The sequence below is a fragment of the Thermohalobaculum sediminis genome (assembly GCF_023487995.1).
GTDB lineage: Bacteria > Pseudomonadota > Alphaproteobacteria > Rhodobacterales > Rhodobacteraceae > Thermohalobaculum > Thermohalobaculum sediminis.
On sequence record NZ_JAMFKN010000006.1, the window covers coordinates 203,274 to 219,315 of the forward strand.

At 68.3% G+C, this 16,042-nt stretch carries 18 protein-coding genes, 1 tRNA gene and 1 pseudogene; 11 read left to right on the forward strand and 9 right to left on the reverse strand.

Annotation, left to right across the window (positions count from 1 at the left end):
* The first annotated feature begins 82 nt into the window (after window positions 1–82).
* From M1105_RS13825 to M1105_RS13850, 6 genes are all read left to right on the forward strand, one after another.
* Window positions 83–895 carry a response regulator gene (locus M1105_RS13825; RefSeq protein WP_249580963.1) on the forward strand — a complete coding sequence of 271 codons (813 nt, stop codon included), beginning with the start codon at window positions 83–85 and terminating at the stop codon, window positions 893–895.
* A gap of 139 nt (window positions 896–1,034) precedes the next feature.
* Window positions 1,035–1,817 (forward strand): IclR family transcriptional regulator, encoded by a 783-nt coding sequence (locus tag M1105_RS13830; protein WP_249580964.1) that lies wholly within the window; start codon window positions 1,035–1,037, stop codon window positions 1,815–1,817.
* Window positions 1,818–1,943: 126 nt separating this feature from the next.
* A tRNA-Asn gene (locus M1105_RS13835) sits at window positions 1,944–2,019 on the forward strand.
* 463 nt (window positions 2,020–2,482) lie between these two features.
* Window positions 2,483–3,076 carry a TetR/AcrR family transcriptional regulator gene (locus M1105_RS13840; RefSeq protein ID WP_249580965.1) on the forward strand — a complete coding sequence of 198 codons (594 nt, stop codon included), beginning with the start codon at window positions 2,483–2,485 and terminating at the stop codon, window positions 3,074–3,076.
* A gap of 76 nt (window positions 3,077–3,152) precedes the next feature.
* Window positions 3,153–3,440: a YciI family protein gene (locus tag M1105_RS13845; protein WP_249580966.1), complete on the forward strand. Its 288-nt coding sequence runs from the start codon at window positions 3,153–3,155 to the stop codon at window positions 3,438–3,440.
* Window positions 3,441–3,597: 157 nt separating this feature from the next.
* Window positions 3,598–4,215 carry a DNA-3-methyladenine glycosylase I gene (locus tag M1105_RS13850; RefSeq protein ID WP_249580967.1) on the forward strand — a complete coding sequence of 206 codons (618 nt, stop codon included), beginning with the start codon at window positions 3,598–3,600 and terminating at the stop codon, window positions 4,213–4,215.
* Here the strand turns inward: M1105_RS13850 and M1105_RS20975 are convergent.
* Together M1105_RS20975 and M1105_RS20980 are read right to left on the reverse strand one after the other, a co-directional pair.
* A complete protein-coding gene (locus M1105_RS20975) occupies window positions 4,190–4,672 on the reverse strand; it encodes a helix-turn-helix domain-containing protein (RefSeq protein WP_406600625.1) in 483 nt (160 codons plus the stop codon). The two genes, M1105_RS13850 and M1105_RS20975, sit on opposite strands and share 26 nt — an antisense overlap.
* A pseudogene (locus M1105_RS20980) lies at window positions 4,645–4,962 on the reverse strand (AraC family ligand binding domain-containing protein); the annotation flags it as partial. The gene M1105_RS20975 and the pseudogene M1105_RS20980, both read right to left, overlap by 28 nt.
* A gap of 35 nt (window positions 4,963–4,997) precedes the next feature.
* Between M1105_RS20980 and M1105_RS13855 the strand changes: the two are divergent.
* Complete coding sequence (locus M1105_RS13855; RefSeq protein WP_249580968.1) at window positions 4,998–6,419, forward strand: MFS transporter; 1,422 nt, start codon at window positions 4,998–5,000, stop codon at window positions 6,417–6,419.
* A 168-nt stretch (window positions 6,420–6,587) separates the two neighbouring features.
* Here M1105_RS13855 and M1105_RS13860 read toward each other — a convergent pair whose 3' ends face one another.
* The 4 genes from M1105_RS13860 to M1105_RS13875 all read right to left on the reverse strand — a co-directional run bounded on the left by M1105_RS13860 (window position 6,588) and on the right by M1105_RS13875 (window position 8,927).
* Window positions 6,588–7,283 (reverse strand): glutathione S-transferase family protein, encoded by a 696-nt coding sequence (locus tag M1105_RS13860; RefSeq protein ID WP_249580969.1) that lies wholly within the window; start codon window positions 7,281–7,283, stop codon window positions 6,588–6,590.
* A 133-nt stretch (window positions 7,284–7,416) separates the two neighbouring features.
* Window positions 7,417–7,977, reverse strand: coding sequence for a cytochrome P460 family protein (locus M1105_RS13865; protein WP_249580970.1), 561 nt, complete (start codon window positions 7,975–7,977; stop codon window positions 7,417–7,419).
* Between the two features lie 66 nt (window positions 7,978–8,043).
* Window positions 8,044–8,412, reverse strand: a complete 369-nt coding sequence (locus M1105_RS13870) for a cupredoxin domain-containing protein (protein ID WP_249580971.1) — start codon at window positions 8,410–8,412, stop codon at window positions 8,044–8,046.
* Window positions 8,400–8,927: a DUF4142 domain-containing protein gene (locus M1105_RS13875; RefSeq protein WP_249580972.1), complete on the reverse strand. Its 528-nt coding sequence runs from the start codon at window positions 8,925–8,927 to the stop codon at window positions 8,400–8,402. The genes M1105_RS13870 and M1105_RS13875 overlap by 13 nt, the downstream gene beginning before the upstream one ends.
* 138 nt (window positions 8,928–9,065) lie before the next feature.
* On the opposite strand from M1105_RS13875, the gene M1105_RS13880 reads away from it, so the two are divergent.
* Window positions 9,066–10,019, forward strand: coding sequence for an AraC family transcriptional regulator (locus M1105_RS13880; protein ID WP_249580973.1), 954 nt, complete (start codon window positions 9,066–9,068; stop codon window positions 10,017–10,019).
* A 204-nt stretch (window positions 10,020–10,223) separates the two neighbouring features.
* Here the strand turns inward: M1105_RS13880 and M1105_RS13885 are convergent, their stop codons facing one another.
* From M1105_RS13885 to M1105_RS13895, 3 genes are all read right to left on the reverse strand, one after another.
* Entirely contained in the window at window positions 10,224–12,305 is a 2,082-nt protein-coding gene (locus tag M1105_RS13885) for a mechanosensitive ion channel family protein (RefSeq protein ID WP_249580974.1), read from the reverse strand.
* A gap of 407 nt (window positions 12,306–12,712) precedes the next feature.
* Window positions 12,713–13,876: a patatin-like phospholipase family protein gene (locus M1105_RS13890; RefSeq protein WP_249580975.1), complete on the reverse strand. Its 1,164-nt coding sequence runs from the start codon at window positions 13,874–13,876 to the stop codon at window positions 12,713–12,715.
* 5 nt (window positions 13,877–13,881) lie between these two features.
* Entirely contained in the window at window positions 13,882–14,385 is a 504-nt protein-coding gene (locus M1105_RS13895; protein ID WP_249580976.1) for a hypothetical protein, read from the reverse strand.
* 173 nt (window positions 14,386–14,558) lie between these two features.
* On the opposite strand from M1105_RS13895, the gene M1105_RS13900 reads away from it, so the two are divergent.
* Genes M1105_RS13900 through M1105_RS13910 form a run of 3 tightly spaced genes read left to right on the forward strand, consistent with a single transcriptional unit; the run spans window position 14,559 to window position 16,041 of the window.
* Entirely contained in the window at window positions 14,559–14,732 is a 174-nt protein-coding gene (locus M1105_RS13900; protein WP_249580977.1) for a hypothetical protein, read from the forward strand.
* On the forward strand, window positions 14,729–15,736 hold the full coding sequence (locus M1105_RS13905) for an NAD(P)/FAD-dependent oxidoreductase (RefSeq protein WP_249580978.1): 1,008 nt from the start codon (window positions 14,729–14,731) through the stop codon (window positions 15,734–15,736). The genes M1105_RS13900 and M1105_RS13905 overlap by 4 nt, the downstream gene beginning before the upstream one ends.
* Window positions 15,712–16,041 carry a hypothetical protein gene (locus M1105_RS13910; protein ID WP_249580979.1) on the forward strand — a complete coding sequence of 110 codons (330 nt, stop codon included), beginning with the start codon at window positions 15,712–15,714 and terminating at the stop codon, window positions 16,039–16,041. The genes M1105_RS13905 and M1105_RS13910 overlap by 25 nt, the downstream gene beginning before the upstream one ends.
* Window position 16,042: the final 1 nt, after the last annotated feature.

The window sequence follows — 16,042 nt, forward strand, 5'->3', positions numbered from 1 at the left end:
CACCGCGCCCGCTTGTTCCCCTGCGCCCTGGCTTGCCGGCTCCCCGGCCCCTGCGGGCATTCTACGGACCCGGAGGCGTGATGTGCTCGACGGACTGAGAATCCTGTTGGCCGAGGACAACCCGACCAACCAGATGGTCGCGGTGCAGATGCTCGAGGCCCTCGGCGCGGGCGTGACCGTCGCGTCTGACGGCGGCGAGGCGCTCGAGATTCTCGAGACGCGGGACTTCGACATCCTGCTCGTGGACATCGAGATGCCGCGGAAGAACGGGATCGAGGTGATCCGCACGCTGCGCCAGCCGGGTGGGCGGCATCGCGATGTGCCGATGATCGCCCTGACCGCCTATGTGATGCGCGAGCATCGCCAGGCGATCGATGCCGCGGGCGCGGACGGCGTCATCGCGAAACCCATCATCTCGATTGCCGAGTTCGGCCGCCAGATCCTCGACCTTGCCGGACGCCGCAACGGCCGTGATGCGCGAGGCCCGGCCAGCGATGCCGGCCGCGCCGTCGCCGAGGCTGTGCCGGACCGGGCATGGCCCGAGCCCGTGCCCGCTGCGGCGGTCGACCGCGAGGCGCTGGCCACCTTGCGGCAGGCCGTCGGTGCCGAGGCGTTCGCCGAGATCCTCGAGAAGGCGCAGGCCGACCTGGGCGATGCCGGCGCGCTGCTCGCCGCCGGGGTCGAGAGCGGCGACGAGACCGCGATACGCGGGGCACTGCACATCCTGACGGGCCTTGCCGGGTCGGTCGGGGCCGACGCGCTCGACGGCGCGGCCCGCGCGATGCAGGAGGCGATCCATGCCGGCGACAGCGCACGCGCCGCGGCACTGGGCGAGGCCCTGCCAGCTGCGATCGAAGCGGCATTGCTCGACCTCGGCGCGGCCGCGGTTGCTTGAGCGCCCGTCGGCACCCGGCGGTGGCGAGCGTTCCAGAAAACGCGAAGATGGTGCGGTGTGCTCTTCCCGAAGCCCCGTCCGGCGCTATGATATGTCTCGGGACGATGATGCCGGGGGCGCGACGGTGACGGAAGGAAAGGTGAAATCCGCAGGCCAGGTCCGCTCGCTCACGCGGGCGCTCTCGCTCCTGCGCTACCTTGCCGCGAGCGGCGAGGGGATGTCGCTGACCGAACTGTCCGAGGCGGCGGGCCTCCCGCCCTCGACGACACACCGTCTGCTCACGACGCTCGAGTCCGAGCGCTTCGTCCGCCCCGACCCGCAGGGCGGCGTCTGGCGCGTCGGGGTCGCGGCCTTCTATGTCGGCTCGGCCTTCGCGCGGAGCCGCGACAAGCTAAGTCTGGCGCGGCCCTACTTGCGGCGCCTTATGGAAATGTCGGGCGAAACGGCGAACCTGTTCGTCGAGTCGGACGGCGAGGCTGTCTGTATCGGCCAGATCGAGTCGCGCCACGCCATGCGCGCCATCACCGGCGTCGGCGGGCGGGTGGCCCTGCACGCCTCGGCCGTGGGCAAGACGCTGCTGGCCTTCATGGACCCGATGCGGCGCGGGAGGATCCTTTCGACCATGCCGCTGTCGCGCGCGACCGCGAACTCGGTGACCGAGCGCGGTCGGCTCGAGGCCGTGCTGACCGAGGTGCGCGCGCTCGGCTATGCGATCGACAACGAGGAGCACGCGCTGGGCCTGCGCTGCGTCGCGGCGCCAGTGTTCGACGAATATGGCCAAGCGGTCGCGGCGATCTCGGTGTCCGGGCCCTCGGCCCGCATCCCGATCGACCGGCTGGTGACGCTGGGGCGAATGACGGCCCAGGCGGCGGCGGAGGCGACCCGGGACTACGGTGGCGCGCCGCCCGTGGCCGCCCAGTAACGCCACTCCCCCAGGGGGGCGCGGCCCCGCGCTGGCATAAGCCTTGCCGCGCCTGAAACCTGCCGGAAAGCTCTGGACTGGCGAAAACGCCTTTGTTATACGCGCCTCACTCGACGAGACGGCTGTTCCGGCGTAGCTCAGTTGGTAGAGCATCGGACTGTTAATCCGCGGGTCGCAGGTTCGAGTCCTGCCGCCGGAGCCAACCGTTTCAATGAGTTAGAAGGAAAATGGCCGCCTCTCGGGGCGGCCTTTTCCGTTTCGGGTTCCTCTGGGGTTCCAAGCCGCCCCGAATGGCCATGATACTGCCGCAGGAATCGCCCGATCCGCGATCAGCGCATGGATGCCTTGTTTGGCTCGGGACCGGACGCGGCCGTCCCGCGGCGCCCGAATGCGGGTCAGCCGGGTGCGGGGCAACCCGCCTGCAACCGCCGCAAGCTGCCGTCGCGACCGGTTGCGGGCGCCGGATCGCCGGGGCGCTGGCGCCAGTCGGGTGGATGGCGTCACGCAGGGGCCAGTTCCGGAGCTTGACGAACCAGGACGATTGTCCTAAACGCTTTTTAGGACATTTGTCCTAATCCAGGCAGCGTCGCGTCGCTGGGGATCGGCGCTCCCGCAGACCGGTTGGATCCGTTCGCGGTGCGTCGCGCGGGCCCATGGAGCGTTTGATGAGCGGCAAGTCTACCCGAGATCACATCGTCGATGCTGCCGATCGGCTGTTCTATCGACAGGGATACGAGCGCACCTCCTTCGCGGACATCGCGGGTGCCGTGAAGATCTCGCGCGGAAACTTCTATCATCACTTCAAGTCAAAGGACGATATATTGGACGCAGTGATCGAGCAGCGCCTCGACAGCACCAGGAAGATGCTCGAAAATTGGGAGCGCGAGGGCGATGGTCCCGAGGCACGCATCCGCAGCTTCATCCATATCCTGATCGCGAACCAGTCGAAGATCATGCTCTACGGCTGTCCGGTCGGCACCCTGAGCACCGAGCTCGCGAAGCTCGATCACGTCTCGCATGCCGAGGCGAACAAGCTGTTCACGCTGTTCCGGAGCTGGCTGAGCCGGCAATTCGCGCTCCTCGGACGCAAGGCGGACGCCGATGCGCTGGCGATGCATCTTCTCGCGCGCAGCCAGGGTGTCGCCACCCTCGCAAGCGCCTTCCGCGACGAGCAGTTCGTCCGGCACGAAGTCCGGCAGATGTGCGACTGGCTGGCGTCATGCGTCGACGAGGCGGCGCACGAGATGCGTGAGGACTGAGCGCCGCAACCGCCCGTCACCCCGGCGGCGTCGAGGGACATCCGTCCTTCGTCAGCCCTGATGGAGACCAGATCGAATGTTCATCGTGCTGCTCAGGTTCACCGGCAACAAGGCCCGCGCCGGCCAACTCATGGAGGCTCACAAGGACTGGATCAGGCGTGGATTCGACGACGGCGTGTTCTCGCTTGTTGGAAGCCTCGAACCGAACGCAGGCGGTGGAATCATTGCGCACGGCACGTCGCTGGCTGACCTTCGGGCCCGCGTGAGCGAGGACCCCTTCGTCGCCGAGGCGGTCGTCGAGGCGGAGATCCTCGAGATCACGCCGGCACGGGTGGACGATCGCCTCGCGTTCCTGCGCGCGTGATCGCGCGCGGAAGCTTGCGGCGCGTTGCGAGGCGCTTCGCCAGGCAACGGCGGATGCCGCCACAGTCCTGCGCGACTGAACCCAGATCCCGGCGGACACCGCCGGGGTTCTGCACCGCGGCGGTCTCGGGCGAGGCCAGACGACGGAGGCACGACACGTGAACGCGACGATCGAGGGGCCAGACGGCAAGCCGCGATGCCGCTGGTGCGGCGCAGCGCCGGAATTTCTCGCCTATCATGATGGCGAATTGGGCTTCCCGGTTGGGGATGACCTTCGCCTCTTCGAGAAACTGAGCCTCGAGGGCTTTCAGTCCGGATTGAGCTGGCGCACCATCCTCGCCAAGCGCGAAGGCTTCCGGCGTGCCTTCGACGGCTTCGACTTCAATCGGATCGCGCAATACACCCACGAGGATGTCGAGCGCCTGCTCGGAGACGCCGGGATCGTTCGCCACCGCGGCAAGATCGAAGCGGTCATCAACAATGCGAGGCGGGCGCAGGAGCTGGTCGAGCGTGAAGGTTCGCTGGCCGCCTTCGTCTGGCGTTTCGAGCCCGGCGCCGGCGAGCTTGCCGAACCGCAGAGCGCGTCGATCTCGCCGGCATCGATCGCCTTGTCGAAGGCTCTGAAAAGGCTTGGCTGGAAGTTCGTCGGGCCCACCACGGTCTATGCCTTCATGCAGGCCATGGGCGTGATCAACGATCACGTCGAAGGCTGCGTGATCAGAGCCGAGGTCGAGAGGGCGCGCGGGACGTTCAAGCGGCCGGGTTGCCGCGGTTAGGCCGTGAAACTGTCGTCGGGCTTCTCGCCTGATCGTCGGAGGTTGAGAACCTCGAGGGCGGCGTCCCCACGAAGCTGTGGAACGCCGCCGAGAACGCGCTGGGACTTCGATAGCCGCATGCCTGCGCCACCCTGGCGATCGATGCACCGCCTGACAGCTGCTCCACCGCCCGATGGAAGCGCAGGCGGCGGCGCCACTCGCCGAAGCTGATGCCGAGATCGCGCTCGAACAGGCGCGCGAGGGTGCGGGCCGAGGCGCCGGCGGTCCCGGACCAGGCGTCGAGGCTGCGCCGGTCCGCGGGGTCGGCCGCACGGCGGCACAGATCCTCTGCAATCGGGGATCGCGAGGCAGCGGCACGCTCAGCGGCAGCTCGCTGGCCCGGTCGATCTCGTCCTCGATCAGCCTCGCGATCTTGTCGCCCCGGCCGTCCTTCTCGTAGTCCACCGGCTCGTCGCAGAGTGCGCCGATCAGTTCGCGCAGGAGCGTGGAGACCGCGAGAACCCGCAGCACGGAAACCGTTTCCCCGCCCGGCCTCGGGGCGATGTAAAGCGTGCGCATCTCGACGGCGCCATGCATCCTGACCGCGTGCCGGGTGCCGCCGGGAATGTAGACCGCGCGGTCCGCCGGCACGATCAGCGCATCACGATCGGTGCGAAGGCGCATCACTCCACTGACGGCGTAGAGAAGCTGATCCCGATCGTGGCGATGGGGCGCGATCGCGTGCCCGTCGGGGAAGGACTTGACCATCGCCCCGATCCGTTGGGGCAGGTCCTGATAGTCCCTTGCGTCCGTGCTGCGGGAGTGAAGCGGTGCGTGTTTCACGACATGCCCATTTGGCGCAAGATCGACAAAAGATGGCAGGGCATCGCATTCGCGACAAGGCTAGCCTGTCTGGGCACGTGAGGGGCGCGCAGAGCGCCGCCCCCGCAGGACGGATGACAACGACGATGCGGGACCGCGCACATTTCCTGCTGCTCAATATCGGGCACTTTCTCGATCATCTGTTCACGCTGATCTTTGCAACCGTCGCGGCACTGGCGCTTCACCGGGAATGGGGCCTCGGCTATGCCCAGCTTCTGGCCTACGCGACGCCCGGGTTCTTCGCGTTCGGCGTTTTCGCGCTGCCCGCCGGCTGGCTCGCGGACCGCTGGAGCCGGGACGGGATGATGGTGGTCTTCTTCATCGGCATCGGGGTCGCATCGATCCTGACCAGTTTCTCGCAGTCTCCGCTGCAGATCGGCGTTGGCCTCTTCGTGATCGGGGTCTTCGCGGCCATCTATCATCCGGTGGGCCTCGCGATCGTGACGATGAAATGGAAGAACACCGGCATGCGCATCGCGGCGAACGGGGTCTGGGGCAACCTGGGCGTCGCGAGCGCCGCGCTGATCACCGGCTATCTCATCGACCATGGCGGCTGGCGGCTGGCGTTCGCGCTGCCGGGCGCCGTGTCCATTGCAGTGGGGTTCGCCTACCTGGCGCTCCGCCGGGCGAGTATCCGGATGGCCAACGCCATGCCGGCCGCGCGCGCCGACGCCGACCGGCGAGGGTTCGGCCCGACCGAGCAACGGCTTCTGCTTCGCGTGTCGTCGATCATCTTCCTGACGACGGCGGTTTCCTCGATCATCTTCCAGTCCACGACCTTTGCGCTGCCGAAGATGTTCGACGAGCGTCTTCACGGCCTCGCGCAGGGTCTGGCCGACTGGACCGCGGGATCGGCCGACGGGCGGGGCGAGGTCGCCACCATGATCGGCTCGCTCGCCTTCGTCGTCTTTGCCATCGCCTCGATGGCGCAGCTGGCCGTTGGCGCCATGCTCGACCGGCATGGGCCGCGCCGCGTCTTCATGGTCGCCGCGGCAGTTCAGATCGCGTTCTTCGGCATGATGCCGGGTCTCACCGACGCCGCGGCGTTGGCGGTGGCCCTGGGCTTCATGCTCGGCGCCTTCGGGCAGATCCCGATCAACGACTACATGATTGGAAAGCTGGCGAGCGGCGCCGCGCGGGCCCGCATCTATGGTGTCCGTTACGTCGTGAGCTTCACGGTGCTGGCGGTTTCGCTGCCCCTGATCGCCTTCGTGTACGACAACTGGGGCTTCGACACGCTGTTCCGGGTGCTGGCCATCGCGGCTTCGATCATCTTTTGTGCCGTCGCGGTCCTGCCGCGCCAGATACCGTCGGCCGGGACACCCCCCGTTGCCGCGGAATGACCGTTGGAGCCTGGGCTGACGAGGGTCCTCCAGTGCGGAGCACGCGCTGACATGTACCCGGAGACGCGTGAGCGGTCGCCTGACGGTGAATCACGGTCCCGAAGCCATTCCGGGCCGGGCCTTCGCGTCACAATGGTGTTCGGGGCCTGAGCGTCAATTCGCCCGCGCTCACGCGGTCGAGCGCGACCCGCGCCCGGCCGGTGGGCCCATGAGTTCGGCCAGCGCGCCGCCCCTGCGCCGCAGGAAATCCGCCAGCCGGTCATGATAGTCATCGGCCACGGCCTCGCGGACCGAAGGGCGGGCGGCCAGCGCGGCGCGCCAGGCCGCGGTCTTCGCAAGGTCCTCCAGGATGCCGAAGCTGTCGATCCCGTCGAAGGTGTCGAAATAGCGGAACACCGGGGCGAAGACCGCATCGACCAGGCTGAACGACTTGCCGGCGAACCACGGACCCACCGCAAGGTGGCTCTCGAGCGTGCGAAAGCGGCCGCGCAGCGCGGCCGCCTTGGCCTCGAGCGTCGCGTGATCGGGCGCCGAATAGAACCCCGCGATGTCGTCCAGGCATTCCGAGCCGAACCCGATCCAGGCCCGGTGGCGCGCGCGTTCGATCGGGTCGGAGGGATGAAGCGGGTTCGGCTGCGTCTCCTCGAGGAATTCGAGGATCGCCGCGGATTCGAAAAGTGCAGCCGATCCTGCCTTCAGGACCGGCGTGCGTCCGAGCGGCGAGATGTCGAGAAACCAGCCGGGCTTGTCGGCCAGATCGACCGTGACGCGGTCATGCGCCACGCCCTTTTCCGCGAGGGTGATGGCGATGCGCTGGACATAGGGGCACAACGCGTGGCTCACGAGGGTGATGGGGTGGGACATGTTCCGTCTCCTGCAAGTTGGACGATGCGGACACCGCGGGGCGATGTGCCGGGGCGCGCCGAATGACAGCACGTCGTCGGCGCGCCACGTCCGCGCCACGGGTGCCGCGGTGCCGGCGAAGGTGCGACCGCGGTCACTTCCTGACGGCCGGATAGCCCTGGATGTAGAGAAGTCCCTGATCGCGCGCCGGCTCGTGGCAGGCGAGACAGTCGACCTTGTAGTCGCCCGTGACGGTCATCCTCGTCTCGTCGCCTGCGAAGAAAGCCCATCCCCAGCCGTCGCCGAACCGGGCGCCGGACCCCAGCGTGCCAGCCGCATCGCGCACCATGACGAAGCGGCCTTCAAGCTTGTCGGCATAGCTGGCTGTTCCGGTGGTCAGCACTTCGGTCCGCGTCGACCACGCCTCCTTGACGATCTTCGTCCCATTGGGGAAATCGCCGTCCCTGAGATAGGCCTCGAGGGCCGACCGCTCGACATGGACGGTGTGAATTTCGCGGGCGCCTTCCGCCGGATTTTCCGCCAGCAGAGAGAAGGCGCCGATCTGCACCCACTGCGTGCGGTAGTCCTCGGCGGGCACGCGCAGCACGGGCTCGACCTCCGTCGGCGGTGTCTCCGTCACCTGTGCAACGGCACCGCCGCTTGCCCGAGCCGCGAGAAAGCCAAAGGCGAGGCGTTTCTCGAAGAAGCGTTTCATGTTCATCCTTCCATCGATCACGGGTTGCCGGTGCGCGAGCGCCCGGGCTGTCGGTTGCGCCAAGCGTCAGGCACCCGCTCTCGGGCGCACGACAACTGCTCCCTTCATGTGCGGGTGAAAGGCGCAGACATAGGAATGGTGGCCGGCCGTATCGAAGGTGATCCGCCCGGCGGCACCCTGTGGGAGGGCCCCGGTATCCCAGCCGCCGCCATCAGCCGTCGCCGTGTGCGGTGCGAGATCGCGGTTGAGCCATGTCACACTGTCGCCGACCCGGATCTCCACCCGGGCGGGTTCGAAAGCGAAGCGGGCAACATGCACCTCGACCTCGTGTGCCCCGTCATGCGCCCTGAGCGCGCGGGGGAGGCAGGCCAGAGCCAGGGCCGTGCCCAGACCCTGGCCGAAGCGCCGGCGCGTGGGCAGGTTCAGCCCGCGCATTTCAGCTCCGCGACCATGTGTTCGGCATGGGCCTCGTGCGCGCGAAACGTCGCCAGCGCGTCCTCGAGCAGCGCCTTCAGGGGTGCAACCGTCACCGCCGGGATGAAGGTCTCGGCAACGGTCTTGTTCACCAGCCGATGATAGGCGAGCTCGTTCGTCGCATAGGCGCAGTCGAAGGCGGCGCCCGTCAGCGCCGTCAGTTCCGCGCGCTTCGCCGATGCACCTTCGACCAGCGCCCGGGAAAGCGCGTTGTCCTGCGGCGTGACGTTCAACTCGGCGACGAGCGTGCCGGCAGCCTCGTTCACCGCCGAATGGTCGCGGATCATCGTCCGGGCGAACTCGCGCACCGCGTCGTCCTCGGACACCGCCAGCGCCAGATGGGCGTACCGGATGTCGATGCCGCCGGCCGTGTAGGCCGTGTGAGCGATCTCGAGGTCGTTCATGGGCTCACCGGCCTCGGCGCCGAACGTGGCGACGGTCGCTGCAAGGGCGAGGGCAAGGGAAAGGGCCTTCATCGGATGATCTCCTGAGCGGTTTTCGGTGCCATCGGGTTGCCCCAACTCAGGCGGCGCATGAATGCCGGATGGTCCGTGATTCTTGCCCGAGCGTCCGGAGATCTGGACGCACCTGATTTCACGGATAAACTCGGCCGCATGCTGGACCTGCTCAGTGACATCCTGACCCGCCTCTCGCTCCGCGGCACGCTCTACTTCCGCACGAGCTTCACCGAGCCATGGGGGCTGCGCGTCCCACCCTTCCGCAATGTCGCGCGGTTCCACTTCGCGCATCGTGGCGAGGCGCTGGTTCGGGTCGCGGGCGCGCGGCTGCCTGTCCATCTGGCGCAGGGCGATCTGATCGTGATCCCGCATGGCGCGGCGCACGTCCTGTCCTGCCGGCACACCGGGCCCGAGGAAGCGCTGCCGCTCGACGACGTGCTGTCGCGGTCCGGCTTTCCCGGCCACGGCACGCTGGTCTGGGGCGGCGAGGAGAGCCCGCAGGACACCCAACTCATCTGCGGGCATTTTGCGCTGGCCGAGGGCTCGCGGCACCTGCTGTTCGATCGCCTGCCGCCCTTCATCCACCTGCGCGGCTATGGCGAGGAGGCCGGCCCCTGGCTCGAGGCGACGCTGCGGGTGATCGGGGCCGAGGCTGGCGGCGCGCGGCTCGGCGGCGACCTGATCGCGCTCAAGATGTCCGAGGCGATCTTCGCCCAGGCGGTCCGGGCCTGCATCGAGCAGGCGCGGGGCGCCGAGTCCGGCGTCGCGGGTTTCGCCGATCCGCATCTTGGCCGGGCGCTGGCGGCATTCCACCGCGACCCGGCATCGGCCTGGACGGTGGAGGGGCTGGCCCGCGAGGCGGGGTTGTCGCGCACGGGCTTTGCCGAGCGCTTCGCGGCGCGCCTCGGCGTCACGCCGATGGCCTATGTCACGTCCTGGCGGATGCAGATCGCGCGCGAGGCGCTGGCGAGGCGTGGGCTGTCGGTGGCCGCGGCCGCCGAGGTGGTTGGCTACGCCTCGGAATCGGCCTTCAGCCGGGCCTTCAAGAAGGAGATCGGCGTATCGCCCGCGGCCTTCCGCCAAACCGGCGCGGCGGCGGCTGTTCCCTAGGGCCAACGCAAGCCAGTCGCGGATTGCCTGGGCCGCAGGGACGGTTCAGGCCGCGTCGCGCTGATGCCACCCCTCCGCGGCGGCGGCGCGGGTCTCCGACGGGGCCCCCTGCGACGATGGCAGCCATTCGCCGGTGGCGGTTCCCTGCCGGCTCCTTCGCGGAGATGAATGTTCGTCACCTGTTGTCCGCCATTTCCTCGGCAGTCATCGGGCGGGGCGGGCGGGGGTGTCCTGCGCCGCGTCTCCGACGCTTGCCGCCGCCAGCTGGACGGTGTCATTCCCGTCTTGCGCCGCGACGACCTCGACCTTGCGGCGCGCGAAATGCAGGCCGTTTTCGGCGAAGGCTTGACGCAGCCGGTGATAGATCTCGCGGCGGAGCACGAACTGCGCGCGGGGCCGACACTTGAACTTGACCCGAAACACCTGCGCCGAGTCATCGTCGATCATCTGGACACCCTGGCTCTTCAGGGGCTCGAGGAATTTCGGCCCGTGTTCCGGATCGCTCAGGAATTCCTTTCCAACCGCCTTGACGATGCGCTTCACCTGCAGGGGATCCGTCTCGGGCTCCATCCGGAAGCTCATCTTGTAGATCACCCAGTCTCGGCTGTGGTTGATGACGTTCTTCAACTCGCCGAAGGGGATGGTGATGACCGGGCCGCGATGGTGCCGAAGCTGCAGCGAGCGGATCGAGATGGACTCGACCTCGCCGCGGAGTTGGTCGTCGAGCTCGATGTACTCGCCGACCCGGAAGGCGTCGTCCACGAGGAAAAAGGCGCCCGAGAAGATGTCGCGCACCAGCGCCTGCGCCCCAAAGCCGATGGCGATGCCGACGATACCGGCCGACGCCAGCAGCGGGCCGATGTTCACGCCGGCCGAGGACAGCAGGATCATCGTCACGACGACAGCGAGAATGATGAGCAGAAGGTTGCGAAGCAGCGGCACAAGCGTATCGAGCCGTGTTGCGGCCGGGATCTCGTCATCGCCGTCCTCTCCAGAGGAAGCAACCCGCGGGTCTCGGTGGAGTGCCGCGAGGATGAGCTGCCAGACGAAGCGGGCGATGAGCAGCGTGATGACGATGTCGAACGTCATGCCCGCCCAGGGCGAGGCCATTTCGCCCTTGGCGAGACCGTAGAGGTCAAGCCCCCAAAGATCGGCGGTCAAGAGAAGTGCGGCAATGCCGATCAGCATCCTCCAGCCGCCGTGAAAGACCGCGTGATATCGCGCGGCCGAGGCGCTGTCGGCGCGCTTGAGGTTGTCGCACAGCTCGAAGCCGAGCCGGTCAAGGATCGGAAGCGCAAGCAGAACGACCAGCGTTCCGGCGGGGCCGTAAAGATGCTGCTGACCGCTCTCGATCCAGTTGGCGATCCAGTAGAGCCAAGCGAAGACAAGATAGCCGACGAGCGCGACCGGCGCGACGGCGACCGAGAGCCGTGCGAAGGCGGAGGGCGCATCGCTGTCGGCGATCAGCAGATCGGCGACCGCGCTGCCGATCCGGCGGTAGTTCCGAATGGATGCCGCGAGGAAGAGCGCCGCCACCATGCTGCCTGCCAGTGCGACCGTTGTCAGCGCCGGCGGGTAGCCAAGACCGAGCGTCGGCGAGAGCCCCGCCACGAGCCAGCCGCCAGCGCCGATCAGCACCGCCTTGCGCACCAGCGCATGGATTTGCCCGGCCGTCGCGTTGCTGAAGCTGTTGATCCTGATCAGCGGCGCATCCGGCGCGAATGCACGGCGCGCGATGACCAGGAAGCCCCAGCCATAGGCGACGCCGACCTCGTAGATCCAGACATAGTCGATCATGGGGCCAAGCGGCCCCGACAACAGGGGCGCCGTGCGGACCGTCACGAATGCCCAGGCGAAGATCGGCAGGAACTCGACCAGCCCAAGCGCGAAGCTGCGACCGACCCGATCCCAATAGGTGTCGCGACCACAATTGGCCAGGCGTCGGCGCCAGCCGTGTGTCGCGCGGCTGACCGCCCTTGCCGCGATGAGCCCGGCAGCGGCCACGGCGAGCGAGGCCGCAATCATGCCCCAGATACCGTTTCCCGCAAGTCGGAGGCGCTCGGCAATGGCGTCGCGCCGGGCACCAATGTCGGCCCAAGCCTCGGCCCACTCGGCGAGGCGCGCGCGGATGTTCGCCTCCAACTCGACGAGCCGCGCCGGGATCTCGGCCAGCCTATCGACCGCGGGCGCGGCCGCGGCGCGTTCCTCGGCACGTCGGCGCAGTTCGTCGGCAAGCAGCGCCCGGATCTCGGCATCGGTCAGGCGCGCCAGCATCGTGTCGACCATCTCCGGCGTCAGATCCCGAGGGATCGCTGGCGCCGTTTCCGCCGTCGAGCCTGTGACGAGGCGGGAATGCGGAGTCTGTGCTGCCGCACCCGCGGAGATCGTCAGGCACAGAAGCAGAGCAGCCAGGATCCCTCCCGCCCAGCCGATCATCGTCTGCAGCCTCGACCCAAGTCCCATCCTGCCTCCGTACAGGCAGTGAACGCCCGACCCCAGCGAGATGCCCGCGGGCAGATTAGGGCGGCGAGGATCCTCCAGGATAGGGCGAAGTCGGGCGCGGCCGTCGGGCTCCTCGCAAATGTCGACGCAACGCTGCACGGTGCCGCGGCGAGGCGTGCCGGTGTCGCCCGCGTCCCGGGGCGCGATCGCGCCGCATCGCAGCGCCGGGCGCAGGTCCGAGCACCGCCGGGTCATGTTTGCCCGAGGCTTGACCCGTCTTCATGCAGGACAAAGCCCTCGAGCGGATCGATGAAGCTTTCCCAGGGGGCCGCATCGAGAACCCGCATCGTGTCGGCGTAACCGGCCGCGCTTCGCTCGCGGATTCCGCTCGTGCTGAAATCGATGTCCTTCTGGTGGTCCTCGCCGCGGAGGCTGGGGGCGAGCAGCCGGACCACATGCATGCGGGTCAGGCAACCATAGGCCTCCATCTGGCGGATCTCGGGCCGCGCCCGGTCTTCGGGTGGCAATCGGTGTGCGAGTTCCTTGATGATGTGACGCAGCCGATGGATCTGGCGCTGGCGCCGGATGTGGCTGACCGCGCGGCTTGAATACTGGATGTCCTTGTGCCGGTTCATCACCTGCCAGATGGTGCGCGGCTCCTCGCCGCCTGGATTCCAGAGATGCACCGCGAACACGACCGCATCTCGGCGCGGATTGTCGTCGAACACCGCCTCGACCGGCGTGTTCGAGAGAATGCCGCCATCCCAGTAGAGGTCCCCGTCGATCCGTATCGCCGGAAAGGCCGGCGGCAGGGCGCCGGAGGCCATCACGTGACGCGCATCGAGCGGCATGTCGCGGCTGTCGAAATACCGCATCTCGCCGGTCCTTACATTGGCAGCGCCGACCGTCAGGCGCACCGGGCCCGCGTTCGCCCGATCGAAGTCGATCAGCGCCGCCAGCGTCGGGCGCAGCGGAACCGTGCTGTAATAGCCCGCGGCCTCGGCGTCGAGCGGGGCATGCGGGCTGAGGAAGGCCGCCGGGTTGGGCTGGAAGAAGGGCGTGATGCCGCCGGCGAAGGTCAGCCAGTTCGCCATCGTGCCTCCGACCATCGGCATGCTGGCGAAGAGGCGCTGGAGGGGGCCGTGCGTGACCCGCTCCCAGAACTCCTCCATGCGTGCCAACCGCTCCTCTGGCGGGTTGCCTGCGATGAGACTGGCATTGATGGCGCCGATCGAGGTGCCGATCACCCAGTCCGGCTCGATGCCGGCTTCGTGCATCGCCCGGTAGACACCGGTCTGATAGGCGCCCAGCGCGCCTCCGCCCTGCAGGACCAGCACCACCTGCCCAGGCAGCGGCGGGCGCCGTGCGGGTTCGCTGTCGACCGTGCGTCGGGTCGCTCCTGTCGCGATGTTCATGACCGTCACTCCTTCATGTGCGCCTCGCGCCAATGCACGACGGTCGCGGTGACGAGGCCGAAGATCGCGTGCCCCGCGCAGGAGGCCCAGGCAAGCGGGATGAAGTCGAGGAACGCGGGCAGACCGGCGATGAGGTGCGCCATGACATAAAGCGCGAACACCCAGAGGCCAAGGCCAAAGCCGATGCCCACCATCCACCACGGCAGGAACGGCACGACGACGCGGGCGATCGGCCGGGCGATGAAGAGATAGCCGAGCGGGTAGAAGACGACGCCGACGGCGCCGTGGATCACCTCGGCCCAGATCCAGCTTTCGAAGCCGAAGACCGACTGGACCAGCGCAGCAGGTTGCAGCGGTCCGCCGACCAGGACGGGCGTGACGATCCGAGCCCAGCCTTCCCAGACGAGATCGGCCGCCGCACCGGCCAGCACCGCGGTCCCGAGCGTCGACCAGGCCAGGGCCGGAAAGAGCGGCCGGGCCCGGCCGTCGAGTTCGATTGTCGTGTCCATTCGCAGGCCTCCTCCTTCGATGCAGCGATGCGAGACAGGATGCGCGCCGGCTGGCGCGCCATCGAATGCCGTTGCGGCATCGATGCGATAGGGAGGCAGCATTTTCGCCGCGCGCGAAGCCCGGCCAATCTCGGGAGCGAAACGTCAGGCGGAGTATCCGGAGGAGGAGCGTCATGCGCGTTGGCAGAAAGAAAGAGGATCTGTGGGCCACGCTGATCGTCTATGCGACGGTCGGTATCGGCTTGATCGTCGCTCAGATCGTTGCCCTCGGCCCCGAGGTTGCGCTGCGGCGCGCCGATCATGGCGGCGCTGTGGTGCTCGCCGATATCGCTGGAGTACGGCCATGACGCACTGCCGTGGCATGGCACGCAGGGCCCGGGTGGTGATCGTCGGCGCGGGCTTCGGCGGGCTCGGGGCGGCGCGCGCACTCGCCCGCAGCGAAGCCGAGATCACGGTGATCGATCGGCGAAACTACCACCTCTTCCAGCCGCTCCTCTATCAGGTCGCCACCGCGGCGCTCTCGCCCGCGGACATCGCCTGGCCGATCCGATCGCTGCTGCGCGGACAAAGCAATGCGCGCGTCGTGATGGACCGTGTCTGCGGCCTCGACCGCGCGGGCCGTTTCGTGCTGACAGAGGACGGACGACGCTTTCCCTATGACTGCCTCGTGCTCGCGACGGGTGCGCGGCACGCCTATTTCGGCCGGGACGCGGAGTGGGCACCCGTCGCGCCAGGGCTGAAGAAGATCGATGCCGCGACCGAGATCCGCCAGCGCGTGCTGCTTGCCTTCGAGCGGGCAGAGAATGGCGAGGATGCTGCCGAACGGGCGAGTCTGCTGACCTCCGTGATCGTTGGCGCTGGTCCGACCGGGGTCGAGCTGGCCGGTGCGATTGCCGAGCTTGCGCGCGACGCGCTCGCCCGTGATTTTCGGCGGATCGACCCTCGAACGGCGCGTATCCTGCTGGTCGAGGCCGGGTCTCGGGTGTTGCCGGCCTTCGACGAGCGGCTCTCGGTCAAGGCGCAGGCGGCGCTCGAGCGGCTCGGCGTCGAGGTTCGTCTCGGTGTTCCGGTCGCCGAATGCACGGCCGAGGGCGTGCAGATCGGTGCAGAGCAGATCAGCGCGCGCACCATCGTCTGGGCGGCGGGTGTGATGGCCTCCTCGGCGGGCAATTGGCTTGGCGTCGAAACCGATCGCGCGGGACGGGTCCGGGTGGCGCCCGACCTCTCCGTTCCGGGGATGATGGCGTCTACGCCGTCGGCGACACCATCGTCATCGCCGCCAGCGACGGCGGGCCGGTGCCCGGAATTGCGCCGGCGGCAAGGCAGATGGGCCGGCATGCCGGGCGACTGATCGCACGACGCATCGCCTGGCGCCCGACCGGGAGCGCCCCGTTCCGCTATCGCCATGCCGGATCGCTCGCGACCATCGGACGGGGCGCGGCGGTGGCCAAGGTCGCGGGACTGCGCCTTTCCGGCACGCCGGCTTGGCTTCTCTGGGCGGCGGTACATCTCTGGTTTCTGATCGGCGCGCGGAACAGGCTTGCGGTCGCGACGAGCTGGGCCTGGAGCTACCTGTGCCGCGATCGCAGCGCCCGGCTGATCACCGGACCGATCGCGCCCGCGACGGCCAGCGCATTGCGATCCCACGCCGCCTGAG